The sequence below is a fragment of the Streptomyces sp. NPDC001914 genome, assembly GCF_042891215.1.
Lineage (GTDB): Bacteria > Actinomycetota > Actinomycetes > Streptomycetales > Streptomycetaceae > Streptomyces.
The window spans coordinates 539,206-562,888 of record NZ_JBIASW010000005.1 but is presented as its reverse complement, the minus strand read 5'-3'; the positions used below and the strand labels follow the sequence as shown (position 1 = coordinate 562,888).

Sequence of the window (23,683 nt, the reverse complement as noted above, 5' to 3'; positions counted from 1 at the left end):
CGGTCACGTCAGCCGAGGCCGCCCGCGCGGACGAGTCCCGTCTCGTAGGCGAGGACGACCACCTGGACCCGGTCGCGCAGGCCCAGCTTGGTGAGGATGCGCCCGACGTGGGTCTTCACGGTGGCCTCCGAGAGGACGAGACGAGCCGCGATCTCCCCGTTGGACAGGCCCTGCGCGACGAGGATCATGACCTCGCGCTCGCGCTCGGTGAGCCGTTCGAGGCCCTTGTGCTGGGGCTCCTTGCCGGCGTTGGGCAGCAGCGGCGCGAACCGGTCGAGCAGCCGCCGGGTGGTGGACGGCGCGACCACGGCGTCGCCGCTGTGCACGGAACGGATGGCGGCGAGCAGTTCGCCCGGCGGCACGTCCTTGAGCATGAAGCCGGAGGCGCCCGCCTTCAGTCCGGAGAACGCGTACTCGTCGAGGTCGAAGGTGGTCAGGATCAGCACCTTCGGCGGGTTCGGGTCGGAGCAGATGCGGCGGGTGGTCTCCACGCCGTCGAGCTTCGGCATGCGGACGTCCATGAGGACCACGTCGACCTCGGTGGCGGCCAGCACCTGCAGGGCCTCGACGCCGTCGCCCGCCTCGGCCACGACCTCCATGTCCGGCTGGGCGGCGAGCACCATCCGGAAGCCGGTGCGCAGCAGCACCTGGTCGTCGACGAGCATCACGCGGATCGCCATCGGGGGCCTTTCACTTCGTCAGGATCGTTGGGGGGTCGGGTGTGTACAGGTGTCAATGGGCCGCTTTGAGCGGCAGCAGGGCGCTGATGCGGAAACCCCCGCCGGGCCGCGGCCCCGCGTCCAGGGTGCCGCCGACCATGCCGACGCGCTCCCGCATGCCGATCAGGCCGTGGCCCTGCCCGTCGGCGCCGCCCTCCTCGTACAGCTCGTGGGGGGCTCCCTTGCCGTCGTCCTCGACGAGCAGACCGAGGCCGTCGTCGAAGTAGACCAGACGCACGCTCGCGCCCGCGTTCGGGCCTCCGTGCTTGCGGGTGTTGGTCAGCGCCTCCTGCACGATGCGGTACGCCGTGAGCTCCACGCCGCTGGGCAGCGGGCGCGGGGTGCCCTCCACCTTGAAGTCGACGGGCAGGCCCGAGGTGCGGCACTGCTCGATGAGGTCGTCGAGCTGTTCGACGTCGGGCTGCGGCACGTACTCGCCGACCTCCTGGTGCTCGCCGGTGCGCAGCACGCCGAGCAGCCGGCGCATCTCGGCGAGGGCCTGCCTGCCGGTCCCCGAGATGGTCTCCAGCGCCTTCCTGGCCTGCTCCGGGGCGGTGTCCATGACGTACGCGGCGCCGTCGGCCTGAACCACCATCACCGAGACGTTGTGCGCGACGACGTCGTGCAGCTCGCGCGCGATCCGGGCGCGCTCGGCGGCGACCGCGACCTTGGCCTGCGCCTCGCGCTCCTTCTCCAGGCGGGCGGCGCGCTCCTCCAGCTGCGCGAGGTAGGCGCGGCGGGTGCGGATCGAGTCGCCGAGCACCCAGGCGAGCGCGAACGGGACCGTCTGGAAGATCGCTATGAAGACGCCGCCGGGCCCGCTGGCCTCGGTGGCGGGCCAGCGGAGCTGCGCGACGGTGCCCGCGCACAGGCCGCCGATCAGCGCGAGCCGGGAGGCCCAGCGGGCTCCGTTCGCGGCGACCGTGTAGATGATCACCAGCATCGCGAAGTCCTCGGGCGCCGAGGGGACGTCCAGGACGAGCTGTGCGAGGCCCGCGGCCACGGCCAGGAGCAGCATCTTCTCGGGCATGCGGCGGCGCAGCGCGACGACCGTGCTCAGCGCGAGCGCGATGGGGACCGCCACGGCGGTCGACCGCGGCCCCTCCGCGGCGCCGTTGACGTTGCTGATGCTCACCAGGGAGATCCCGAGCAGGGCGACGGCCCAGAAGCTGTCGACCCATGTCGGGTACCTGCGGAGAAGGTCATAGAGGCGCTGCACGTAACCCAGAGTAGAAAGGCGTGCGGTGTGCCCGGGTCAACCGGAGGACCGATCCGGGACCGCTCCTCGTACTCCCCAAGGTGGATGCCCCCCGCTCCGGGGCACCGGGAAGCGGCCTGAGAGGCCCTGGGGCGTGGCCTAGCCTGGGCCGGTGGACGGTGCGGCGGCGGGTGAGTGGCGTGGATGGCGCGAGGCGACGGAGGAGGCGCTGTACGGGCCCCGCGGTTTCTATCGCCGGCCCGAGGGACCGGCGGGGCACTTCCGGACCTCGGTGCACGCCTCCCCGCTGTTCGCGGGCGCCGTGGCGCGCCTGCTGTGCCGTCTCGACGCGGCGCTCGGCCGCCCGGACCCGCTCGCCTTCGTCGACATGGCGGCCGGCCGCGGCGAGCTGGTGACCGGCGTCCTGGCCGCCCTCCCCGCCGATGTGGCCGGGCGGGTGCGCGCGTACGCCGTCGAGCGTGCGGACCGGCCGGACGGCCTGGACCGGCGGATCTCGTGGCTCGGCGAGCCGCCGAAGGGGGTCACCGGGCTGCTGTTCGCCAACGAGTGGCTGGACAACGTGCCCGTGGACGTCGCCGAGATCGGCCCGGACGGAACGCCGCGGAGGGTCCTCGTCCGCGCCGACGGAACCGAACGCCTGGGAGAGCCGGTCACCGGCGAGGACGCCCGGTGGCTGCGGACCTGGTGGTGGCCCCGGCCGGAGGACGGCCCCGCGGCGCGAGCACCGGAAGCACCCCACCCACCGGGGGCGGACGCGGCCTCCGGGGCGCCCCTGGTGTCCGCCGGGGGCGCGCGGGCCGAGATCGGGGTTCCCCGGGACCTCGCCTGGGCCTCCGCCGTGGCCGCGCTCGACCGGGGGCTCGCCGTCGCCGCCGACTACGCGCACTTCGCGGGCGCACGGCCGCCCTTCGGGACCCTCACCGGCTTCCGGGAGGGGCGCGGGACGGCACCGGTGCCGGACGGCTCGTGCGACATCACCGCGCATGTGGCGCTCGACGCGTGCGCGCTGCCCGGGGGCCGCGTGGTGACCCAGCGCGCGGCGCTGCGAGCGCTGGGCGTGAGCGGCGCCCGCCCCCCGCTCGCCCTCGCGTCCACGGACCCCGCCGGCTATGTGCGCGCCCTCGCGGGAGCCGGGCAGGCGGCGGAACTCACCGCGCCGGGCGGGCTGGGCGACTTCGGCTGGCTGCTCCAGCCCGTCGGCTTCCCCGACGGGCTCCGCGACTCCCCCGACGCCGTCCTGCGCGAGGCCCTACTTGTCGATGTCCCCGACCACGAAGAACAGTGACCCGAGGATCGCCACCATGTCGGCGACCAGCGTCCCGGGCAGCAGTTCGGTGAGCGCCTGGATGTTGTTGAAGGACGCGGACCGCAGCTTCAGCCGGTACGGGGTCTTCTCGCCCTTGCTGACGAGGTAGTAGCCGTTGATGCCGAGGGGGTTCTCGGTCCAGGCGTACGTGTGTCCCTCGGGCGCCTTCAGGACCTTCGGCAGACGCTGGTTGACCGGGCCGGGCGGCAGCTCGGCCAGCCGGTCCAGACAGGCGTCCGCGAGGTCGAGGGAGTTGTGCGTCTGCTCCAGAAGGCACTCGAAGCGCGCCAGGCAGTCGCCCTCCTCGCGCGTGACGACCTTCAGGGTGTCCTGGAGGTCCCCGTAGGCGAGGTAGGGCTCGTCGCGGCGCAGGTCGAAGTCGACGCCGGAGGCGCGCGCGATGGGGCCGCTCACCCCGTACGCGTGCACGGCCCCCGCGGTGAGCACGCCGACACCGCGGGTTCGCCCCCGGAAGATCTCGTTGCCGAGCACCAGGTCGTCGTACACGCCCATCCGCGCGCGCAGGGCGGCGACGCAGGCACGCGCGCGGCCGGCCCATCCGGCCGGAAGGTCCTCCTTGAGCCCGCCGACGCGGTTGAACATGTAGTGCATGCGCCCGCCGGAGATCTCCTCCATGACGTGCTGGAGCTCCTCGCGCTCCGTGAAGGCGTAGAAGATCGGCGTGATCCCGCCCAGCTCCAGGGGGTAGGAGCCGAGGAACATCAGGTGGTTGAGGACCCGGTTGAGCTCCGCGAGCAGCGTGCGCGTCCACACCGCGCGCGCGGGGACCTCCATGCCGAGCATCCGCTCCACGGCGAGGACGACACCCAGCTCGTTCGAGAAGGCCGACAGCCAGTCGTGGCGGTTGGCGAGCATGATGATCTGGCGGTAGTCGCGCGCCTCGAAGAGCTTCTCGGCACCGCGGTGCATGTAGCCGATGACCGGCTCCGCGTGCTGGATCCGCTCGCCGTCGAGTACGAGCCGCAGTCGCAGCACGCCATGGGTCGAAGGGTGCTGGGGGCCGATGTTGAGCACCATGTCGGTGCTCTCGGCCGCGCCGCCGATGCCGACCATGGTCTCCGTCGTGGGAGTCATGGCCACAGTCTCTCGTACGTACGCTTGCTCCATGGAGACGGGGAGCGCGCGGACCGAGGAGAGCGTGCCGGGGGAGCCGGTCTGGACCGGACTGCCTCCGGGGCTGCTGCGGATGCGACGGCTGTTGCTGGTGGTGTGGCTGGGGCTCCTGACGATCGCCACCGGCCTGCTGCTCGCCCTGTTCGCCGGTCCTGGCTGGGCGGCCTTCGCCCTGCTGCCGCTCGCCCTCGCCGCGTGGGGCTGGCCCATGCTGGGGCGCAACTGGCGCTCCTGGCGGTACGCGGAACGCGCGGACGACCTGCTGATCAGCCGGGGGGTGCTGTGGCGTGAGGAGACCGTGGTGCCGTACGGGCGCATGCAACTCGTCGAGGTGACCTCCGGGCCCCTGGAGCGCCACTTCGGGCTCGCCAGCGTGCAGCTCCACACGGCCGCCGCGGCCACCGACGCGTGCATCCCGGGGCTCGACCCGGCCGAGGCCGAGCGGCTGCGGGACCGGCTGACCGAACTGGGCGAGGCCCGGTCGGCGGGCCTGTGAGCACGGCCTCCCCGGACTCCTCGGGGCCCCCGTCCGGCGCGTCCGGCGCCCTCCCCGGCGCGACGGCCGCTCCGGGCGACGGCGCTTCCGTACCGAAGGAGCCGCTGTCCGAGCGGCGGCTGCACCCGGTGACCCCGTTCCGGCGGGCCTGGGCGCCGGTCGCCGTCCTCGCCGGCTGGGCCGTCCACGACCCGGGCCAGGCGCAGGAGCAGGTCTCCCGGCTCACGACCACCGCGCTGCTCCTGGGGCTCGCGGTGGTGGTCCCGGGCGCCGCGCTCTACGGCTTCCTGAGCTGGTGGTTCACCCACTTCGCGGTGACCGACACCGAACTGCGCATCCGTACGGGCCTGGTGTTCCGCCGCACCGCGCACATCCGGCTGGAACGCCTCCAGGCCGTCGACATCACCCAGCCGCTGCTGGCCCGCGTCGCGGGCGTCGCGAAGCTCAAGCTCGACGTCGTCGGGGCCGACCAGAAGGACGAGCTGGCCTATCTGGGCGAGGGCGAGGCCCGCCGGCTGCGTGCCGAACTCCTCGCCCGCGCCGCCGGGTTCGCGCCCGAGTCCGCCCGCGAGGTCGGCGAGGCGCCGGTCCGGCGGCTGCTGCACGTCCCGCCCGCCGCCCTCGCCGTCTCCCTGCTCCTCACCGGTGCCACCTGGGCCTCCCTGGTCGCCGCGGTCGTCGTGCCGACGCTGCTGTGGTTCGCCACCCACAGCCTGTGGACGGTCCTCGCGACCGGACTGCCCCTGCTCGGCGCGGCGGGCGCGAGCAGCGTCGGGCGGTTCGTCGGCGAGTACGACTGGACGGTGGGCGAGTCGCCCGACGGCCTGCGCATCGACCACGGGCTCCTGGACCGTACGCACGAGACGGTGCCGCCCGGACGCGTGCAGACCGTGCGGATCGTCGAACCCCTCCTGTGGCGCGGCAGATGGGTGCGCGTCGAGCTGGACGTGGCCGGGTCGTCCAACTCGGTCCTCGTGCCCGTCGCTCCGCGCGAGGTCGCCGAGGCCGTGATCACCGCCGTGCTGCCCGGCGTGACCGTCCCCTCCTCGCTGGACCGGCCGCCGCGGCGGGCCGGCTGGTGCGTGCCGTTCTGGTGGCGCGGGTACGGACTCGCCGTCACCGGCACCGTGTTCGCCGCGCACCACGGGCTGCTGCGCCGCCGCCTCCACCTCGTCCCGCACGCCAAGGCGCAGAGCGTCCGGCTGACACAGGGACCCTGGCAGCGCTTCAAGGGGCTCGCCGACGTCCACATCGACGCCGGCGCCGGCCGGACCGTGACGGCGCGGCTGCGGGACGCCGACGAGGCCGCGGCGCTCCTGCAGGCGCAGGCGGACCGCTCCCGCACGGGCCGCCGGGAGGCCCGGCCGGACCGCTGGATGGCCTGAACCGCCCGGGTCCGGGGGACGGGAACGCGTCGGGGACGGGAACGCGTCGGGGACGGGAACGCGTCGGGGACGGGAACGCGTGAGGGCGGTGGCCCGGTGCCACCGCCCTCACGCGTTCACCCGTTCCGGCCCGCTCGGCGGGCCGTGGATCAGGAAGCGGCGCTCCGCAGTCCCGTCATGTCGATGTGCTCGGTCTCGTCGTGCTCGGTCAGGTCGATGACCTGGCGGCCGGCACCGTCCGCGGCCTCGCCCGCGGGCTCGGTCCGTGACGCGCCGGCCTCGGCCTCGTGCACGGCGAGCGCCTCCTGGCCGACCACGTCGGCGAGGTCCTCGTTCTGCACGGCCTCCACCGCGGCGGCGTCGGGCGCCTCCTTCTGCGTACCGAAGAAGTCGAACCCTCCCTCGACCGAGGGGCGCCGCACCGGCGCGGACTGCGGGACCACGGCCACCGCGGTCGGCACCGTGAAGTGCCCGGAGCGCTGGGCGGACTTGGCGGGCGGAAGCGCCGCCCGCGCCGGAGGCGCCGTCACGGCCCGGCGGGCCCTGTCGGGCGCGACGGCCGGCGACTCGGCGTCGGCGGCCGCGCGCTGATGCTCGCGGGCCGCCTCGGGCTTCCCCTGCGCCCCACCCGCCTCCGCGGCGGAGTCCGCGGACGGACCCGCCTCGGTGGCCGGAGCGCCCTTCGGGGCGGCCTCGCCGTTCGCGGCCGGCTCCTTGGTGGCGGCCGCGCCCTTCTGCAGCGCGGCGCGCTTCCGTGCCGCCGCGTCCCGCTGGACGGCCGCGTCCAGCGCGGACCCGCCCGGAGCGGGCATGTCGGTCAGGGACCCGGCGATCGCCGCGCGGGGCGCGGAAGCCTCGGCGGCGCCGGTGCCGGCGTCGCGGTCCGCGTCCGGCAGCGCGAGCGCCACGGACGTCGAAGCCGTCCCGGCGCCGGCGCCCTCCGTCTGCGGGGCGTCGCCCGTTATCCGGCTCAGTGCCGCTCCGGCCCGCAGGAAGAGCGACGACCCGGCCGGGGAGAACACCTCGGGGGACCCGTCGGTCCCTGAACCGGTCTCCGCCTTCGCGTCCGCGTCCGCGTCGTCCTCGGCCTCCGGGGAGACCGGGTCGTCGTCGGGGGCCATGAAGGCCTCGATGGCATCCGCACCGCTCGTGGACGCGGGCGCCCCGCTCCCGGGACCCTCGGACGGTGCCGGCTTCCCGGACGCCTCGGACGGTGCCGGACCCTCGGACGCGTCCGGTCCCTCCGACGTCTCGTCCGTCCCGTCGATCCCGTCCGCCTCGTCCTCCTCGGGCGTCTCCGGCGCGTCCACCGCCACAGAGGTGTCCACGGAGTCCACGGAGTCCGGGGAGTCCGGAGTGGCGTCCGAGTCGGGCGCGGAGGCGTTCTGAGCCTCGGTCTCGTCCGGGGTCTCGATCTCGTCCGGAGCCGTCCGCGCGGCCGGCAGCGCCCGCGCCGGCACCGCGGCCTCTATGGCGAGCTTGCGGCGCCCCTCCAGGGCGGTGGCGCGCTCGGTCTCGGCCGTGGCGTACCGCCGCAGCAGCGCCGCGTGCTCGTTGCGCAGGCCGGCCAGCTCGGTGCGCTTGGCGCGCAGCTTCTGCTCCAGCTTGGCGCGCAGCTCGCGCGACTCGTCGAGGTCGGTCTCCAGTTCGGCGACCCGCTCCTCATGACGCCACTCGTCGCTCGCCCGCGCGCGCGTGAGGTCGGCGACCCGTTTGCCCGCCGCGGTGTCCCAGCGGCGCAGGACGACCGCGCTGACGACCGCCGTCGCCGCGGCACCCGCGGCCAGCACACGGAGCGCGAACGCGTCCGTGAACAGCCAGGGCCCTATGGCGCAGACGAGCGACACACCGGCGATCGCCGAAGAAGGCAGCACCCTGTGCAAGGGCGGGGAATGGCGGTGGCGTCCACGTGGCATGGCCAGAAACTTACCGCGCGTAGGCGAATCTTGGTGCCCCGCCCGGTAAAAACACAGTGTCCCCCGAGGCTTTGTCCTGTACCAAGCGCCTACAGGGCACACCGCTTGTCCCACAAAGCCCGTCCCGCCCCCGATCGCACCGGCCGGGCGATCAATTGCACGGGCTCCGGACAGTTCCCCAATCGTCATCTCCAGGGGTGCGGTATTCCGCCGGGGACGGCATTTCCCGGTGCCGGACAACCCCATTCGTCCACGGGGCGCGCTGACCCGCCCCAGGGCGGACAGGGCTTGGGCGGCCGGGCGGCGGCCGGGGCCGGCCCGGCCGGGCTCAGCGGTCGCTCAGGCGCCCGCTGAGCCACTGGAGGGCACCCGGGATCTCCCGCCGCCAGGTGTTGAAGTTGTGGCCGCCGCTGTCGAGGATGATCGACGAGATCCTGGTCGGCTTCTTCGATTTCACGAGCTCTATGAAGTCGAGCGTGTCCCTGTAGTTGGATTCGCCCGCCCTGCTGCTCGTGACGAGGAGCGAGGTGTCCGGAGCGGGCCTGTTCCTCAGGTACCAGCGCAGATCGGCGCTGTCGCGCAGGACCTTGTCGCCCCGGAAGAGGTCGCCCGTCGTACGGTCGATCGGCGCCTTGTAGTACGGCGACAGGCCGGCCCCCGCCGCGTACACCCCGGGGTGGTGCACGGCGAGTTTCAGCGCGCAGTACCCGCCCGTCGAGTCGCCGATGATGCCCCAGCTCCGGGGATTTCCGCCCACCCGGTAGTGCGCCGACACCGCCTCGGGCAGGTCCTTGGCGAAGAAGGACTCGGTCTGCGGACCGCCGGGGATGTCCACGCACTCGGTGTCCCGCGGCGGGGCGACGGTCGGCCGCAGCATCACCAGGATCATCGGCTGGCTCCTGCCCTCCTTGACCAAACGATTCGCCGTCTGCGGGAAATGCAGGGCCTTGACGAGCGCCTTGGCCGTGCCGGGATAGCCGGTCAGCACGGTGACCGCCGGGAACGTACGGGTGCGGTAGCGCGGCTGGAAGTACTCCGGCGGCAGATAGACGTACGCCGGTGTGGCGATCCGGGTCGTACGGCCGATGATGTCGATCTTCTGGAGCTGGCCGCCGGTCTGCGGCCGCGCACCGCCGTGGACGGCGACCTGCTCGGTGTCCACGACCTCGAGGGGCCCGCCGCCCGGGCCGCTCGCCCCGTCGTGGTCGACGACCACACCCTCGCCCCGCTCCCGGCCGAGGAGGTCCGCCCAGCTCGCGTAGAACCCGAACGCCTGGTTGGCGAACAGCCCGATCGAGGCGAACAGCATCACCTGGGTGACCAGCAGCAGCCCGACACGCCCGCTGACGGACCGCCAGGTACGCCTGGCGAGGCGGGGCCACCACCACACCGTGCCGACGAAAAGCAGTACGGCGAGCAGGATCACCACCGCCAGCGTCGTGTTGCTCGTGAGACCCATGGGGTGCACCGCCTGCGCTTTCCGTCCGGGTCCGTCCCGCCCATTGGCGAGGCCTTGCCCTGGACTTTCCTTGCCTTTTGAACCGGCTTTCCGGAAGGGAGTGAACCTGTCTCCCCAAGACACCGTCCTAGAGGGCGCAATGTCGCCGGATGCCGGAATGGCACCGGATTCAAGGTCTCTCGCGGAACCACGGGATGCGATGTCTGTCAGGGTAGATGGGGAAATGTCGGGTGGGGTTCCGAGCCGTGCAGGCCGGACGCGGCGCGTGCTCCGCGGTCCGAGCCCGGAGGCCGTCCCCGCCCTGATCGCCAGGGCCTGCACACTCGTGGGTCTCCTGGACGTCGCCGCGGGAGTCTTCCCGCGCTTCCGTCACAGCCGTATGCACGCCATGGCCGAGGTGCTGCCCGGCTCGTTCGGGCCCTTCGCCGCGGCGCTGTCGCTCAGCGCCGGCGTGCTCCTGCTGCTGCTCGCCCACGGGCTGCGGCGCCGCAAGCGCCGGGCGTGGCGCGCCGCGGTGCTGCTGCTGCCCGCGGGGGCCGCCGCGCAGTTCGCGTACCGCCACTCGGTGATCGGTGTCGTCATCTCCGCCGCGCTGCTCCTGCCGCTGCTGCGCCACCGCGACGAGTTCGCCGCGCTGCCCGATCCACGCAGCCGCTGGCGCGCGCTGGCCAACTTCGTTCTCATGGGCGCCGGTTCCCTCGTCCTCGGACTCGTCATCGTCAGCGTCCACGAAGACCGCATGATCGGCGACCCGAGCCTGGCCGACCGCATCAGTCACGTCCTGTACGGCCTGGTCGGCTTCGAGGGCCCCGTCGACTACGCCGGACCCACCTCCTGGACCGTCGCCTTCTCCCTCGGCGCGCTCGGCTGGCTCACCGCCGTCACCACCGTCTACCTGGCCTTCCGCCCCGAGCATCCCGCAGCCCGTCTCACCGAGGACGACGAGACCCGGCTGCGCGCCCTCCTGGAGCGGCACGGGGGCCGCGACTCCCTCGGCCACTTCGCGCTCCGCCGCGACAAGGCGGTCGTCTTCTCGCCCAGCGGCAAGGCGGCGGTCACCTACCGGGTCGTCTCCGGGGTGATGCTCGCCAGCGGTGACCCCATCGGCGACGTGGAGGCCTGGCCCGGCGCGATCGAGCGCTTCATGGACGAGGCCAGGGCGCACTCCTGGACGCCCGCCGTCATGGGCTGCTCCGAGACGGGCGGCGAGGTCTGGACGCGCGAGACCGGCCTCGACGCCCTCGAACTCGGCGACGAGGCGGTGGTGGACGCCGCGGATTTCTCCCTGTCCGGGCGCGCGATGCGAAACGTGCGCCAGATGGTCAAGCGCATCGAACGAGCCGGCTACGAGACCCGGGTACGGCGCATCCGTGACCTGGGCGAAGGCGAGCTGGAGCGGATACGGCGCGCGGCGGAGGACTGGCGCGGCACCGACACCGAACGCGGCTTCTCCATGGCGCTCGGCCGGATCGGTGACCCGTCCGACGGCGACTGTCTGATCGCCACGGCGCACAAGGCCGACGATCCGCCCGGCCCGTACGGCGATCTGAAGGCCGTCCTGCACTTCGTCCCCTGGGGCACGGACGGCGTGTCGCTCGACCTCATGCGCCGCGACCGCGCCGCCGACCCCGGCATGAACGAACTCCTCATCGTGGCCGCGCTCCAGGCGGCACCCCGCCTCGGCATCGAGCGGATCTCGCTCAACTTCGCGATGTTCCGCTCGGCGCTCGCACGCGGCGAGAAGATCGGCGCCGGACCCGTGCTGCGCGCCTGGCGCGGACTGCTCGTGTTCCTGTCGCGCTGGTTCCAGATCGAGTCGCTGTACAAGTTCAACGCCAAGTTCCGCCCGCGCTGGGAGCCGCGCTTCGTGGTCTACGCCTCCTCCCGCGACCTCCCCCGCATCGGTTTCGCCGCCATGCAGGCCGAGGGCTTCGTGAACCTCGCGCTGCCCCGGATCCTGCGCCGCCGCGCACCGTCCCCGCGCCCCTGCGCCCACGCGGTGCCGGAACGGGGGGTCAGGGCGGCCTAGGGCCTGTCCGACGGGCTCTAGGCCTGTCCGACGGGCCCTGGCCGGGAACGCGGGACCGGCGGAGGCGACGGGGGCCGTCAAGGGGCGCTGACGCCTCCCCCGGGGGGCCTAGGCTGGACGTATGAGTATCGAGCGCGGGCGCGGCCGAGTCGCGGGACTGCCGACGTGGGACCGCTGCGCGGTCATGGGGGTCGTGAACGTCACCCCCGATTCCTTCTCCGACGGCGGCCGCTGGTTCGACACGACGGCCGCGGTCAAGCACGGCCTCGGCCTGGTCGCCGAGGGCGCCGACCTCGTGGACGTGGGCGGCGAGTCCACCCGCCCCGGCGCCACGCGCGTGGACGAGGCCGAGGAGCTCAAACGGGTCATCCCTGTTGTCCGCGGCCTCGCCTCCGAGGGCGTCACCGTCTCCGTGGACACGATGCGCGCCTCCGTCGCCGAGCAGTCGCTCGCCGCGGGCGCCGCCCTCGTCAACGACGTCAGCGGCGGCCTCGCCGACCCCGCCATGATCCCGGCCGTGGCGGCCGCGGGCGCCCCCTTCGTGGTCATGCACTGGCGCGGCTTCCTGGCCGGGGGGAACGTCCAGGGGTCCTACGAGGATGTCGTCACCGAAGTCCTCGACGAACTCCGCGCGCGCGTGGAGGCCGTCCTGGCGGGCGGCATCGCCCCCGACCGCGTCGTCGTCGACCCCGGGCTCGGCTTCTCCAAGGACCCCGAGCACGATCTGGCCCTGCTCGCCCATCTCGACCGCCTCCGCGCCCTCGGCCATCCCCTGCTGGTCGCCGCCTCCCGCAAGCGTTTCCTCGGCCGTGTCCTGGCCGGCCCCGAGGGCGCCCCGCCGCCCGCGCGCGAGCGCGACGCCGCCACCGCCGCCGTCTCCGCGATAGCCGCCCAGCAGGGCGCCTGGGCGGTCCGCGTGCACGAGGTACGGGCCACCGCCGACGCCGTACGGGTCGCGCGCGCCGTCGAGGGCGCCCGGACCGGCGGGGCCGCGGACACCACGGGCGGTCCGGCCGCAGAGGGAGCCCGGTGAGCACACCGCGTACCGACGTCGAGCAGGTCGAACGCGCCAACACGGCGTACTACGAGGCGATGGAACGGGGTGACTTCGAGGAACTGACCTCGCTGTGGCTGGCCCCGCTGGACACGTCCGACGACGACTTCGAGGGTGCCGGCGCGGTCGTGTCCTGCGTCCACCCCGGCTGGCCCGTCCTGAACGGCCGCGGCGCCGTGCTCCGCTCGTACGCGCTGATCATGGCGAACACGGAGTACATCCAGTTCTTCCTCACCGATGTGCGCGTGTCCGTGTCCGGCGACACGGCCCTGGTGACCTGCACCGAGAACATCCTCAGCGGCGGTCCCGCCCCGGACGACAGCGACGAGCTCGGCCCGCTCGTGGGCCAGCTCGTCGTCGCCACGAACGTGTTCCGCCGCACCGACGACGGCTGGAAGCTCTGGTCCCACCACGCCTCCCCGGTGCTGGCCGAGTCCGGTGAGGAAGAGGACGAGGACACCGCCGGTTGAGTGGGATAAGGCCCCCCGGCACGGAAAGGTGATTGGAATCGCCGGTCCGGGGTAGGGGCGGCTACCAACCCGTGAGCCGCCGCGTTCCCCAGGGGAAACGCCCGGTGAAGCCTTGTGGCCCCACCGGGGCACCCGTCCCCGTGGGCGGGCGTTGTCAGTGCCCGCAGGTAGATTCGTTCGAGGCCCGTGCGCCGACCGCACTCGGCGCATGACGGCCCTCACCGACAATTGCAGGAGTGATTCGCGTGGATCGTGTCGCGCTGCGCGGCCTCAAGGCCCGCGGGCACCACGGCGTCTTCGAGAAGGAGCGCGAGGAGGGCCAGACCTTCATCGTGGACCTGACGCTGGGCCTGGACACCCGCCCGGCCGCGGCCGACGACGACCTGGCGAAGACCGTGCACTACGGCGTCGTGGCGGAAGAGGTCGTCGCCGTCGTCGAGGGCGAGCCGGTCGACCTCATCGAGACGCTCGCCGAGCGGATCGCCCGGACATGTCTCAAGCACGACGGCGTCCAGGAGGTCGAGGTCTGCGTCCACAAACCGGACGCGCCGATCACGGTCCCCTTCGACGACGTGACCGTCACGATCATCCGGAGCCGAGTATGACCACGTCCTTCACCGAGGGTCAGAGCGACCCGACCGTCCAGCCGGTGCCCGCCTCCGTGGTCGAACAGGTCGACGCCGCCGACACGACGCTGAGCAACCCCAAGCGCGCGGTGATCTCCCTCGGCTCGAACCTGGGCAACCGCCTGGAGAACCTCCAGGGTGCCGTCGACGCCCTGGAGGACACCCCGGGCGTCCGGGTCAAGGCCGTCTCGCCCGTCTACGAGACCGAGCCGTGGGGTGTCGAGCCGGGCAGCCAGCCCTCGTACTTCAACGCGGTCGTGGTGCTCAGGACCACGCTCCCGCCGTCCTCGCTCCTGGAGCGGGCCCACGCCGTCGAGGAGGCGTTCCACCGCGTACGGGACGAGCGCTGGGGCCCGCGGACGATCGACGTGGACATCGTGGCGTACGCCGATGTCGTCTCGGACGACCCGGTCCTGACCCTCCCTCACCCGCGGGCGCACGAGCGGGCCTTCGTCCTCGCCCCCTGGCACGACGTGGATCCCGAGGCGCAGCTCCCCGGCCGCGGCGCCGTCGCCGGGCTCCTCGACTCCCTCACCCGGGAGGGTGTCGCGGCCCGCGGCGACCTGGAACTCCGGCTGCCCGAGTAGTCGTTAAGGTCAAGACGACCACTGGCCGGCCCGACACGGGCCCCGGCCGCACGCGGCTATCGAAGGGGCAACGTGAAAGAGCTGCGGATCAGGACACTGGCTGCCGTCTTCGTGGTGGCCGGAGTGCTGTCCTGGGCGGGCGCCCGCCTGTGGAACGCGGTGGGCACGCTGCCCCGGGTCCCGCTGGCCGCCCCCATCGTCCTCGCCCTGATCGCGATCGTCCTCCTCGCGACGGCCCTGTCGCTGCGCTCCCGCCTCAAGGCCCAGCGCGAGCGCCGTCCCGGCGCCAAGGGGGTCGATCCGCTGATGGCCGCCCGCGCGGTCGTCTTCGGCCAGGCGAGCGCCCTGGTGGCCGCCCTGGTGGCGGGCATGTACGGCGGCACCGGCGTGTTCCTCCTGGGCTGGCTGGAGGACTCCGCCCGCCGTGACCAGGCGATCTACGCCGGCTTCTCCGTCCTCGCCGGAATCGGCGTGATAGCGGCCGCCTTCTTCCTGGAACGCGTCTGCAAGCTCCCCGAGGACGACGACGAACACCGGGGCGGCACGGCCCCGGTGGCGTAGCGGCACCGGGGCGCGAGGTCCGGCGGGGTCTGGTGAGGTCCAGCAGGGTCTAGCGGGTCCAGCAGGGTGCAGCGGAGTCCTGGCGGGGCGCCTAGCGGGGTCCTAGCAGTCCAGCAGGGGCCAGCGGGGGCTAGCGGCGCCCAGCAGGGTTCTAGCGAGTCCAGCAGGGCTAGCGGCGGCTAGCGGCGGCTAGCGGCGGCTAGCGGGCCATGATGAGGCTCATCGCCTCGTTGCGGGTCGCGGCGTCCCGCAGCTGTCCGCGCACCGCCGACGTGATGGTCTTCGCGCCGGGCTTGCGGATGCCCCGCATGGACATGCACATGTGCTCGCACTCGACGACCACGATCACGCCGCGCGGCTCCAGGATCTCCATCAGCGAGTCCGCGATCTGCGTCGTCAGCCGCTCCTGGACCTGGGGGCGCCGCGCGTAGACGTCGACGAGACGGGCCAGCTTCGACAGGCCGGTGATCTTGCCGCTCGTGGACGGGATGTAGCCGACGTGCGCGACACCCCTGAACGGGACAAGATGATGTTCACACGTGCTGAACACCTCGATGTCCTTCACGAGGACCATCTCGTCGTGGCCCAGGTCGAACGTCGTGGTCAGCACGTCCTCGGGCCGCTGCAGCAGGCCCGCGAATATCTCCTTGTACGCCCGCGCCACCCGCGCCGGAGTCTCCCGCAGGCCCTCTCGGTCCGGGTCCTCGCCGACCGCGATCAGGAGCTCTCGTACGGCGTTCTCGGCGCGCTTCTCGTCGAACTCGCCGATCTCGCCCTCGCCGTCCAGCGTCACGGGGTCGGTCATCTGGTCCTCGTTCCTGTGGAGCCTGCGCGTGCCTCGACGCGTCCAAAAGGTGCGGGCACACGAAAATGCCGCGTCCCCCAGGCTAGAACCTGGGGGGCGCGGCATGCATTCCGGGCCTGGTGAGGCCGCCCGGAGCCGAGCGGACTCAGCTGTCGGTGCGGTCCTCGGGGGCCTTCTCCGCCGCCGGGACGGATTCCGTCGCGGTGGCGATGGCCGCCGTCGAGCCGTTCGCCCCGTTCGTCAGCGACAGCTCCTTGGGGGAGAGCACCGGCGGGCGGGTGGACGGGGTTCGACGGGAGGAGCCGGTCCACGCGGGGCGGGCCGGGCGCTTCACGATGGGAGCGAAGATCTCGGCGATCTGCTCCTTGCTCAGCGTCTCCTTCTCCAGCAGCTGGAGCACGAGCTGGTCGAGCACGTCGCGGTTCTCGACCAGGATCTCCCAGGCCTCGTTGTGCGCGTTCTCGATGAGCTTCTTGACCTCTTCGTCGACGAGCGCGGCGACCTCTTCCGAGTAGTCGCGCGGGTGCGACATCTCCCGGCCCAGGAAGGGCTCGGTGTTGTCGCCGCCGAACTTGATCGCGCCGAGACGCTCGGTCATGCCGTACTGCGTGACCATCGCGCGAGCGGTGGCCGTGGCCTTCTCGATGTCGTTCGCGGCGCCGGTGGTCGGGTCGTGGAAGACGAGCTCCTCGGCAGCGCGGCCGCCCAGCATGTACGCGAGCTGGTCCAGCATCTCGTTGCGCGTGGTGGAGTACTTGTCCTCGTCCGGCAGGACCATCGTGTAGCCGAGGGCACGGCCGCGCGACAGGATCGTGATCTTGTGGACCGGGTCGGAGTTCGGGGAAGCCGCCGCGACCAGGGCGTGTCCGCCCTCGTGGTACGCGGTGATCTTCTTCTCCTTGTCCGACATGATCCGGGTCCGCTTCTGCGGGCCCGCGACCACACGGTCGATCGCCTCGTCCAGCATGCCGTTGTCGATCAGCTTCTGGTTGCTGCGCGCGGTGAGCAGCGCGGCTTCGTTCAGCACGTTCGCCAGGTCGGCACCGGTGAAGCCCGGAGTCCGGCGGGCCACCGCGGACAGGTCGACGTTCGGGGCGACCGGCTTGCCCTTCTGGTGGACCTTGAGGATCTCCAGACGGCCCTGCATGTCCGGACGGTCGACCGCGATCTGGCGGTCGAAGCGGCCGGGACGCAGGAGGGCCGGGTCGAGGATGTCGGGCCGGTTCGTGGCGGCGATCAGGATGACGCCGCCCTTCACGTCGAAGCCGTCCATCTCGACGAGGAGCTGGTTCAGCGTCTGCTCGCGCTCGTCGTGACCGCCGCCGAGGCCGGCGCCGCGGTGGCGGCCGACCGCGTCGATCTCGTCGACGAAGACGATCGCCGGAGCGTTCGCCTTGGCCTGCTCGAACAGGTCACGGACTCGCGAGGCACCGACACCGACGAACATCTCGACGAAGTCGGAACCGGAGATCGAGTAGAAGGGAACGCCCGCCTCGCCCGCGACGGCGCGCGCGAGGAGCGTCTTGCCCGTTCCGGGAGGCCCGTAGAGCAGGACGCCCTTGGGGATCTTCGCGCCGACGGCCTGGAACTTCGCCGGCTCCTGGAGGAACTCCTTGATCTCCTGGAGTTCCTCGACGGCCTCGTCCGAGCCCGCGACGTCCGCGAACGTCGTCTTCGGGGTGTCCTTGGTGATGAGCTTCGCCTTGGACTTCCCGAAGTTCATGACCCGGGAGCCGCCGCCCTGCATCTGGTTCATCAGGAACAGGAAGACGACCACGATGAGCACGAAGGGGAGCAGGGAGAGCAGGATCCCGACGAAGGCGTTCTGCTTGGTCGGCGAGACCGTGTAGCCGTCGGGGATCTGCTTGTTCTGGTACTTGTCCTGCAGGGTGTTGGCCAGGGCCACGCCCTGGTCGCCGATGTAGCTCGCCTGGATCTTCGAGCTGCCGTCAACCTTCTCGCCGTCCTTCAGCGAGACCTTGATGACCTGCTCGTCGCCAGTGGTGATCTTGGCTGACTCGACCTTGTTGTCATTGATCGCCTGGACGACCTGGCCGGTGTCCACCGTCTTGTAGCCGCCGGACGAACCGACGACCTGCATCAACACGACCACGGCAAGGACGGCCAGCACGATCCACATGACCGGCCCACGGAAGTATCGCTTCACGTCCATCCATACGGAGCGGTGCCGCCCCGTCCCTCCTGCCATAGTGAGTTTGATAAAGACTGTTCTTCGGACGGTACCCCAGCATTGTCACCCGAAGCCGCAGGGGACCGCTGGCAATCCCGTCCACGCATGCTCCAACGGCGCGAAACCCGCTGGGGTTCCCGATCCGTCCCACAAGGACTGAGCAGCCCTCAGGAAGAGGGCTCTCAGCCGCCGTAGACGTGGGGCGCGAGCGTACCGACGAACGGGAGGTTGCGGTACTTCTCGGCGTAGTCGAGGCCGTAGCCGATGACGAACTCGTTCGGGATGTCGAAGCCGACCCACTCGACGTCGATCGCGACCTTGGCCGCGTCCGGCTTGCGCAGCAGCGTGCACACCTTGAGCGAGGCGGGCTCGCGGGAGCCGAGGTTCGAGATCAGCCAGGACAGGGTCAGTCCCGAGTCGATGATGTCCTCGACGATCAGGACGTGCCTGCCCTTGATGTCGGTGTCCAGGTCCTTGAGGATCCGCACCACACCGGAGGACTGGGTGCCCGCGCCGTACGACGAGACGGCCATCCAGTCCATGGTGACGGGGGTGGACAGCGCACGCGCGAGGTCCGCCATGACCATCACGGCACCCTTGAGCACTCCGACGATCAGCAGATCCTTGCCCGCGTACTCCGCGTCGATCTTCGCGGCCAGCTCGGCCAGCTTCGCGTCGATCTCTTCCTTGGTGATGAGCACCGACTTGAGGTCGGTGCCCATGTCTTTCGCGTCCACCCGCATCACTTTCGGTCGTCCGTCCCACTTTTTTGGGCTCGTCACCTACAGGGCGCCATGTAACCGGCGACGGTCCCCTTCGGCACGCCCGCGCGGCCGTTCGGACCGCCCGCGCCCCGAATCGAGGGGTTCCGGGGAGCCGCGCGAGCGGCCCCGGTGCGTGGTCCGGTTTCAGCCTTGCCGAATCACCAGTCTGCCACCCTGGCGCTGGGCGACGACTTTGCCCGGGAGATTGATGGCCCCCTGGCCGCGCCATCCGGTGATCAGCCGGTCGATCTCCTCGATGTGCCGGGCGAACAGCGATCCGGCCGGAGCGCCCGCCTCGATGGCCGCGCGGCGCAGGATCCGGCGGCGTACGGCGGGCGGCAGGGCGTAGAGCTTGGCGCACTCCAGAAGGCCGGCCGCGTCCCGTACGGACGCCTCCGCCTGGCTGGCCCAGGCGTCGAGGGCGTCGGCGTCGTCCCGGGAGAGCTGGGCCGTACGGGCGAGAGCCTCGACGACTCCTTTGCCGAGGGCCTTCTCGAGGGCGGGCAGACCCTCGTGGCGGAGCCGGGAGCGGGTGTAGGCCGGATCGGCGTTGTGCGGGTCGTCCCAGACGGGCAGCGACTGGACCATGCACGCCTTGCGGGCGGTCTGCCGGTCCAGGTGCAGGAAGGGACGGCGGTAGCGGCCGTCGGCCCCCGAGACCGCGGCCATTCCGGAGAGGGAGCGGATGCCGGAGCCGCGGGCGAGGCCGAGCAGGACCGTCTCGGCCTGGTCGTCGCGGGTGTGGCCGAGCAGGATCGCGGTGGCGCCGTGGCGTTCGGCGGCGGAGTCCAGAGCGGCGTACCGGGCGTCGCGGGCGGCGGCCTCGGGGCCTCCGTCGCGGCCGACGGTGACGGCGATCGACTCGGCCGGGGAGAGCCCGAGCTCGGTGAGGCGCAGCACGACTTCGTCGGCGCGCAGGTCGGAGCCGGGCTGAAGACCGTGGTCGACGGTGATGCCACCGGCGCGGATGCCGAGTTTGGGGGCTTCGAAGGCGAGGGCGGAGGCGAGCGCCATGGAGTCGGCGCCGCCGGAGCAGGCGACGAGCACGAGCGGCGCCGGGGGGACGTCCTCGCCCGGCCGGGGCCGGGAGCTCGCGTGGGCCTGGTCGTGCGCGGCGCGTGCGGGCGCGGCGACGCTGCGCCGCGTTCCGGGGGCGGGGACGCGTTCCGGGTCGGGCGCGCAGGGGCGCGCGGCACCGCGTGCGGGCGTGCGCCGGGTGTCGTGGGCGGGCGGTTGCTCGGTCAGGATGTCGTGGAGTACGCGGCGGACCGCCAGGCGTATCGCCGCGACCGCAGGATGGGGACCCATGTCCGGTTCCCTTCATGAAGTTTTCGGGGGGTTAGCCCCGGGGATCTGTCACTCAGAGTGTGTAGATGGTGACAGAACCGGGGCGTTCCCCGAGCATTGCACGCCTACCCATGCTCCACGGTCCCTCGGACGGGTGATAGCAGGAGCGTTTGCCTGCCATCGGCCGGATTCGTTTCACGACCGTCCCGCCGGGTTCACGACTCCGCCTTGCGGTGCACCCGCGCGACCCAGTCCGCCGGTTTGGCGATCTCCGCCTTGGTCGGGAGCGTGTTCGGAGAGGTCCACACACGGTTGAAGCCGTCCATGCCGACCTCGTCGACGACGGCCCGTACGAACCGCTCGCCGTCCCTGTACTGCCGGAGCTTGGCGTCCAGGCCGAGCAGTTTGCGCAGGGCCATGTCCAGGCGGGAGGCTCCCTTGGCGCGGCGCTGCTGGAACTTCTCGCGGATCTCGGCGACGGAGGGGACCACGGCGGGTCCGACGCCGTCCATCACGAAGTCGGCGTGTCCCTCCAGGAGGGACATCACGGCGGTGAGCCGGCCGAGGATCTCGCGCTGGGCGGGTGTCTGCACGATTTCCACGAGGGAACGTCCGCCGTCGTCCTCCTCGGTGTCGGGGCGGGAGCCGGAGAGCGACTGGGCGGCCTCCCTGACGCGCTCCAGGACGGTCATGGGGTCGACCTCGGTCTCCGCCAAGAACGACTGGATTTCGCCCTCCAGGTGGTCGCGCAGCCAGGGCACGGCCGAGAACTGGGTGCGGTGCGTCTCCTCGTGGAGGCACACCCACAGGCGGAAGTCGTGCGGCTGGACGTCGAGTTCGCGCTCCACGTGCACGATGTTCGGGGCGACCAGCAGGAGCCTGCCGCCGCCCTTGCCGGTGGCGGAGGGCGATCCGGCGGGAAGGTCCCGGGTCGCGGGCGCGAACGTCTCGTACTGCCCGAGGACCCTCGACGACAGGAACGACAGCAGCATGCCCAGCTCGACGCCGGTGACCTTGCCGCCGACGGCGCCGAGGACGGCTCCGCCCGGGGAGCTCCCGCGCCGTTCCTGCATCTTGTCCAGCAGGGGCCTGAGGATCTCCCGGAACCCGGCGACGTTCGCCCGGACCCAGCCGGGGCGGTCGACGACGAGGACGGGGGTGTCGTGGAGCACGTCATCACCCATCCGGGTGAAGCCCCTGACGTGCTCCTCCGAGGCCTTCGCGTGCCGGCGCAGCTCGGCGACGATGGCCCTGGCCTCGTCGCGGCTCACCTCCGGGCCCGGCCGTACGAGCCGGGTCGCGGTCGCCACCGCGAGATTCCAGTCGACCATCCCAGTAGATGCAGCACCACCGATGCTCGTCATGCGTCAACCGTACGTGAGCGGGTCCCGCTGCGGTGAGGGTCCGGCGCCGTCCGCGTCGCCGCCGAGGGGCCGTTGGTGCTTCTGGTTCTCAGGGGCCGGGAGAGGTCGGGAGGGGCCGGGTTCGCGGCCCCCGAGGGCGGGACACGTCTAGTGGCAGCCGCACGCCACCAGTGCCGTGGCCGCGTGGTCCAGCGCCGCCCGGGCCTCCACGGCATTCGGGGGGTTGGCGGCGTCGGAGGTCAGGAAGGCGAAGGCCAGGAGGCGGCCGTCCTTGTCGACGACGGTGCCGGCGAGGGTGTTGACCCCGGTCAGGGTGCCCGTCTTGGCGCGGACGACCCCGGTCGCGGTGGGGGCGTCGGTGTAGCGGGTGCTGAGGGTGCCGGTGAAGCCGGCGACGGGCAGGCCGGTGAGGACCGGGCGGAGTTCGGGGTGGGCCGGGTCGCCGGCCGCGGCCAGCAGCGCGGCGAGCAGGTCGGCGGAGAGCCTGTCGGCACGGTTCAGGCCGCTGCCGTCCGCGAACTGCGCCCCGGTCAGCGGGAGTCCGAGCTTCTTGAGCTGGGCGCGGATCGCCTTCGCGTCGCCGTCGAAGCTCGCCTTCTCGCCGGACGCGAGGGCGACCTGACGGGCCAGGGCCTCGGCGATGTCGTTGTCACTGTTGGTCAGCATCCGCTCGACCAGGGCGGACAGCGGCGGCGAGGAGACGGAGGCAAGGGCCTGGGAGCGGCTCGTCGCCTTCGAGGGGCCGGGCGCGGCCGCGGTGATGCCGTGGTCGTGCAGCAGGTCGGCGAACTTCCGCGCGGCGTCCGCGGCCGGGTCCGGGGCCCGCCCGGCGGTCCCGCTGGTCGAGCGGTCCAGGCGACCCTCGTCCACCATCAGCGGGGTGACCGCCGCGATGTTGTCGTTGACCCCGATGGGGTGAAGGGCGGGGCCGGAGTACAGCGAGGTGTCGTAGGAGAGCGTCACGTGATCCATGTGACGGGCCTTCAGGGCGGTGGCCGTCTTCCGGGCGAGGGAGTCCAGGTCGGCCCACCCGTCCGTGGGCTTGCGGGCCGTCAGCGTGGGGTCGCCGCCGCCGACGAGCACGACCTCCTTGGTGTCGGGCTCCAGGACCGTACGCGTCTCGATGCGGTGGTCGGGACCGAGCGCCGTGAGGGCGGCGACGGCGGTCGCGATCTTCGTGGTGGAGGCCGGTGTCTGGACCTGCTCGGCGCCCTTGCCGTAGAGCCGCTCGCCGGTGGCCACGTCGATCACGACGGCGGTGCGGGCCGAGCCGAGGACGGGGTTGGCCAGCAGCGGGTCGAGAACGTCCGCGAGGGCCTTCCCGGTGGGCGCGGACCCGTTGCTCGTCCGGCCGCCGAGCCCGGCGAGCACCGTGGCGGCGCTGGGGGCGGGCCGGGGGGAGGTTCGGTGCGTACCGGACTTACGTGCGTGATGTGTGCCACCCTCGGGCGTCCGCGATGCGGCCCAGTCCCGCTCGGCCGTACGCTGACCGGTGGAGTCCCAGGGACCGGCCACGGTCACCGCGCCGGCCGCGAGTGCCAGGCCGGCGGTCGCGGCGACGGCTGTGAGCTGCGGCGTCGTCAACCGCCCGGCACGCGGCCGCACGGCTTGGGTGACCCGCGCCACATGCGGTCTCACCATCCGCGCGACCCGCACCACATGCGGTCTCGCGGCCCGCCAAGCCCTCAGCTCTGGCACGACCACCAGCCCCTTTCGCGATCACCCACCTGCGTGAGGGACACTTAATCACCAGAACTATGTGCTGATCATGGAGGAGCCACCGGTGGAGTTCGACGTCACGATCGAGATTCCGAAGGGTTCACGGAACAAGTACGAGGTGGACCACGAGACCGGTCGGATCCGTCTGGACCGTCGACTCTTCACCTCGACCAGCTACCCGGCCGACTACGGCTTCGTCGAGAACACCCTCGGCGAGGACGGCGACCCGCTGGACGCGCTGGTCATCCTGGACGAGCCGACCTTCCCGGGCTGCCTCATCCAGTGCCGCGCGATCGGCATGTTCCGTATGACGGACGAGGCCGGCGGCGACGACAAGCTGCTGTGCGTCCCGGCGCACGACCCGCGCGTGGAGCACCTGCGTGACATCCACCACGTGTCGGAGTTCGACCGCCTGGAGATCCAGCACTTCTTCGAGGTCTACAAGGACCTGGAGCCGGGCAAGTCCGTCGAGGGCGCCGACTGGGTCGGCCGCGCGGACGCCGAGGCCGAGATCGAGCGGTCCTACAAGCGCTTCAAGGACCAGGGCGGTCACTGACCTCCCTGCGGGCGGTCGCCGACCTCCCCACTCTTC

At 72.3% G+C, this 23,683-nt stretch carries 21 protein-coding genes; 10 read left to right on the top strand and 11 right to left on the bottom strand.

The window, feature by feature from the left end:
- Positions 1-8: 8 nt before the first annotated feature.
- Positions 9-680 carry a response regulator transcription factor gene (locus ACFYYF_RS18070; RefSeq protein WP_361684771.1) on the bottom strand — a complete coding sequence of 224 codons (672 nt, stop codon included), beginning with the start codon at positions 678-680 and terminating at the stop codon, positions 9-11.
- 52 nt (positions 681-732) lie between these two features.
- The gene (locus ACFYYF_RS18065) at positions 733-1,938 is read right to left on the bottom strand and encodes a sensor histidine kinase (protein WP_361684773.1); all 1,206 of its coding nucleotides are present in this window, start codon (positions 1,936-1,938) and stop codon (positions 733-735) included.
- Between the two features lie 151 nt (positions 1,939-2,089).
- On the opposite strand from ACFYYF_RS18065, the gene ACFYYF_RS18060 reads away from it, so the two are divergent.
- On the top strand, positions 2,090-3,223 hold the full coding sequence (locus tag ACFYYF_RS18060; protein ID WP_388776665.1) for an SAM-dependent methyltransferase: 1,134 nt from the start codon (positions 2,090-2,092) through the stop codon (positions 3,221-3,223).
- On the opposite strand, the gene ACFYYF_RS18055 is transcribed toward ACFYYF_RS18060, so the two are convergent.
- The gene (locus tag ACFYYF_RS18055; RefSeq protein WP_388776662.1) at positions 3,188-4,339 is read right to left on the bottom strand and encodes an NADH-quinone oxidoreductase subunit D; all 1,152 of its coding nucleotides are present in this window, start codon (positions 4,337-4,339) and stop codon (positions 3,188-3,190) included. The two genes, ACFYYF_RS18060 and ACFYYF_RS18055, sit on opposite strands and share 36 nt — an antisense overlap.
- Before the next feature lie 31 nt (positions 4,340-4,370).
- Here ACFYYF_RS18055 and ACFYYF_RS18050 point away from each other — a divergent pair, with 31 nt between their 5' ends.
- Both ACFYYF_RS18050 and ACFYYF_RS18045 read left to right on the top strand, forming a co-directional pair.
- Entirely contained in the window at positions 4,371-4,874 is a 504-nt protein-coding gene (locus tag ACFYYF_RS18050) for a PH domain-containing protein (protein ID WP_388776659.1), read from the top strand.
- A gap of 104 nt (positions 4,875-4,978) precedes the next feature.
- Positions 4,979-6,259 (top strand): PH domain-containing protein, encoded by a 1,281-nt coding sequence (locus tag ACFYYF_RS18045; protein ID WP_388776784.1) that lies wholly within the window; start codon positions 4,979-4,981, stop codon positions 6,257-6,259.
- Between the two features lie 149 nt (positions 6,260-6,408).
- Here the strand turns inward: ACFYYF_RS18045 and ACFYYF_RS18040 are convergent, their stop codons facing one another.
- Positions 6,409-8,175, bottom strand: coding sequence for a hypothetical protein (locus ACFYYF_RS18040; RefSeq protein ID WP_388776657.1), 1,767 nt, complete (start codon positions 8,173-8,175; stop codon positions 6,409-6,411).
- Positions 8,176-8,503: 328 nt separating this feature from the next.
- The gene (locus ACFYYF_RS18035; RefSeq protein ID WP_388776654.1) at positions 8,504-9,634 is read right to left on the bottom strand and encodes an alpha/beta hydrolase-fold protein; all 1,131 of its coding nucleotides are present in this window, start codon (positions 9,632-9,634) and stop codon (positions 8,504-8,506) included.
- Between the two features lie 223 nt (positions 9,635-9,857).
- On the opposite strand from ACFYYF_RS18035, the gene ACFYYF_RS18030 reads away from it, so the two are divergent.
- From ACFYYF_RS18030 to ACFYYF_RS18005, 6 genes are all read left to right on the top strand, one after another.
- Positions 9,858-11,663, top strand: coding sequence for a phosphatidylglycerol lysyltransferase domain-containing protein (locus ACFYYF_RS18030; protein ID WP_388776651.1), 1,806 nt, complete (start codon positions 9,858-9,860; stop codon positions 11,661-11,663).
- Positions 11,664-11,784: 121 nt separating this feature from the next.
- Complete coding sequence (folP, locus tag ACFYYF_RS18025) at positions 11,785-12,696, top strand: dihydropteroate synthase (RefSeq protein WP_388776648.1); 912 nt, start codon at positions 11,785-11,787, stop codon at positions 12,694-12,696.
- Complete coding sequence (locus tag ACFYYF_RS18020) at positions 12,693-13,187, top strand: nuclear transport factor 2 family protein (RefSeq protein ID WP_361684789.1); 495 nt, start codon at positions 12,693-12,695, stop codon at positions 13,185-13,187. Before folP ends, ACFYYF_RS18020 begins: the two co-directional genes overlap by 4 nt.
- Before the next feature lie 245 nt (positions 13,188-13,432).
- The gene (gene folB, locus ACFYYF_RS18015; protein WP_361684791.1) at positions 13,433-13,792 is read left to right on the top strand and encodes a dihydroneopterin aldolase; all 360 of its coding nucleotides are present in this window, start codon (positions 13,433-13,435) and stop codon (positions 13,790-13,792) included.
- On the top strand, positions 13,789-14,400 hold the full coding sequence (gene folK, locus ACFYYF_RS18010; protein ID WP_361684793.1) for a 2-amino-4-hydroxy-6-hydroxymethyldihydropteridine diphosphokinase: 612 nt from the start codon (positions 13,789-13,791) through the stop codon (positions 14,398-14,400). Before folB ends, folK begins: the two co-directional genes overlap by 4 nt.
- A 72-nt stretch (positions 14,401-14,472) precedes the next feature.
- Entirely contained in the window at positions 14,473-14,961 is a 489-nt protein-coding gene (locus ACFYYF_RS18005; RefSeq protein ID WP_361684795.1) for a DUF3180 domain-containing protein, read from the top strand.
- A 199-nt stretch (positions 14,962-15,160) separates the two neighbouring features.
- Here ACFYYF_RS18005 and folE read toward each other — a convergent pair whose 3' ends face one another.
- The 6 genes from folE to dacB form a co-directional block, all read right to left on the bottom strand.
- Positions 15,161-15,766: a GTP cyclohydrolase I FolE gene (gene folE, locus ACFYYF_RS18000; RefSeq protein ID WP_361684797.1), complete on the bottom strand. Its 606-nt coding sequence runs from the start codon at positions 15,764-15,766 to the stop codon at positions 15,161-15,163.
- A 145-nt stretch (positions 15,767-15,911) separates the two neighbouring features.
- Positions 15,912-17,939, bottom strand: coding sequence for an ATP-dependent zinc metalloprotease FtsH (gene ftsH / locus ACFYYF_RS17995; RefSeq protein ID WP_361684902.1), 2,028 nt, complete (start codon positions 17,937-17,939; stop codon positions 15,912-15,914).
- 200 nt (positions 17,940-18,139) lie between these two features.
- On the bottom strand, positions 18,140-18,700 hold the full coding sequence (hpt, locus tag ACFYYF_RS17990; protein ID WP_359023416.1) for a hypoxanthine phosphoribosyltransferase: 561 nt from the start codon (positions 18,698-18,700) through the stop codon (positions 18,140-18,142).
- 165 nt (positions 18,701-18,865) lie between these two features.
- Positions 18,866-20,029, bottom strand: a complete 1,164-nt coding sequence (gene tilS, locus ACFYYF_RS17985) for a tRNA lysidine(34) synthetase TilS (protein WP_388776645.1) — start codon at positions 20,027-20,029, stop codon at positions 18,866-18,868.
- A gap of 194 nt (positions 20,030-20,223) precedes the next feature.
- Positions 20,224-21,372, bottom strand: a complete 1,149-nt coding sequence (locus tag ACFYYF_RS17980; protein ID WP_388776642.1) for a zinc-dependent metalloprotease — start codon at positions 21,370-21,372, stop codon at positions 20,224-20,226.
- 147 nt (positions 21,373-21,519) lie between these two features.
- Complete coding sequence (gene dacB, locus ACFYYF_RS17975) at positions 21,520-23,013, bottom strand: D-alanyl-D-alanine carboxypeptidase/D-alanyl-D-alanine-endopeptidase (RefSeq protein WP_388776639.1); 1,494 nt, start codon at positions 23,011-23,013, stop codon at positions 21,520-21,522.
- 142 nt (positions 23,014-23,155) lie between these two features.
- On the opposite strand from dacB, the gene ACFYYF_RS17970 reads away from it, so the two are divergent.
- Positions 23,156-23,647: an inorganic diphosphatase gene (locus ACFYYF_RS17970; RefSeq protein ID WP_037625961.1), complete on the top strand. Its 492-nt coding sequence runs from the start codon at positions 23,156-23,158 to the stop codon at positions 23,645-23,647.
- Positions 23,648-23,683: the final 36 nt, after the last annotated feature.

Bases quoted from the DNA above. Each gene is read 5' to 3' on its own strand.
- ACFYYF_RS18040 (WP_388776657.1), bottom strand. From the start codon at position 8,175: ATGCCACGTGGACGCCACCGCCATTCCCCGCCCTTGCACAGGGTGCTG.
- folK (WP_361684793.1), top strand. From the start codon at position 13,789: ATGACCACGTCCTTCACCGAGGGTCAGAGCGACCCGACCGTCCAGCCG.
- ACFYYF_RS18055 (WP_388776662.1), bottom strand. From the start codon at position 4,339: ATGACTCCCACGACGGAGACCATGGTCGGCATCGGCGGCGCGGCCGAG.
- folE (WP_361684797.1), bottom strand. From the start codon at position 15,766: ATGACCGACCCCGTGACGCTGGACGGCGAGGGCGAGATCGGCGAGTTC.
- dacB (WP_388776639.1), bottom strand. From the start codon at position 23,013: ATGGTGAGACCGCATGTGGCGCGGGTCACCCAAGCCGTGCGGCCGCGT.
- folP (WP_388776648.1), top strand. From the start codon at position 11,785: ATGAGTATCGAGCGCGGGCGCGGCCGAGTCGCGGGACTGCCGACGTGG.
- tilS (WP_388776645.1), bottom strand. From the start codon at position 20,029: ATGGGTCCCCATCCTGCGGTCGCGGCGATACGCCTGGCGGTCCGCCGC.
- ACFYYF_RS18070 (WP_361684771.1), bottom strand. From the start codon at position 680: ATGGCGATCCGCGTGATGCTCGTCGACGACCAGGTGCTGCTGCGCACC.
- ACFYYF_RS18030 (WP_388776651.1), top strand. From the start codon at position 9,858: ATGTCGGGTGGGGTTCCGAGCCGTGCAGGCCGGACGCGGCGCGTGCTC.
- hpt (WP_359023416.1), bottom strand. From the start codon at position 18,700: ATGCGGGTGGACGCGAAAGACATGGGCACCGACCTCAAGTCGGTGCTC.
- ACFYYF_RS18035 (WP_388776654.1), bottom strand. From the start codon at position 9,634: ATGGGTCTCACGAGCAACACGACGCTGGCGGTGGTGATCCTGCTCGCC.
- ACFYYF_RS18050 (WP_388776659.1), top strand. From the start codon at position 4,371: ATGGAGACGGGGAGCGCGCGGACCGAGGAGAGCGTGCCGGGGGAGCCG.
- ACFYYF_RS17980 (WP_388776642.1), bottom strand. From the start codon at position 21,372: ATGACGAGCATCGGTGGTGCTGCATCTACTGGGATGGTCGACTGGAAT.
- ftsH (WP_361684902.1), bottom strand. From the start codon at position 17,939: ATGGACGTGAAGCGATACTTCCGTGGGCCGGTCATGTGGATCGTGCTG.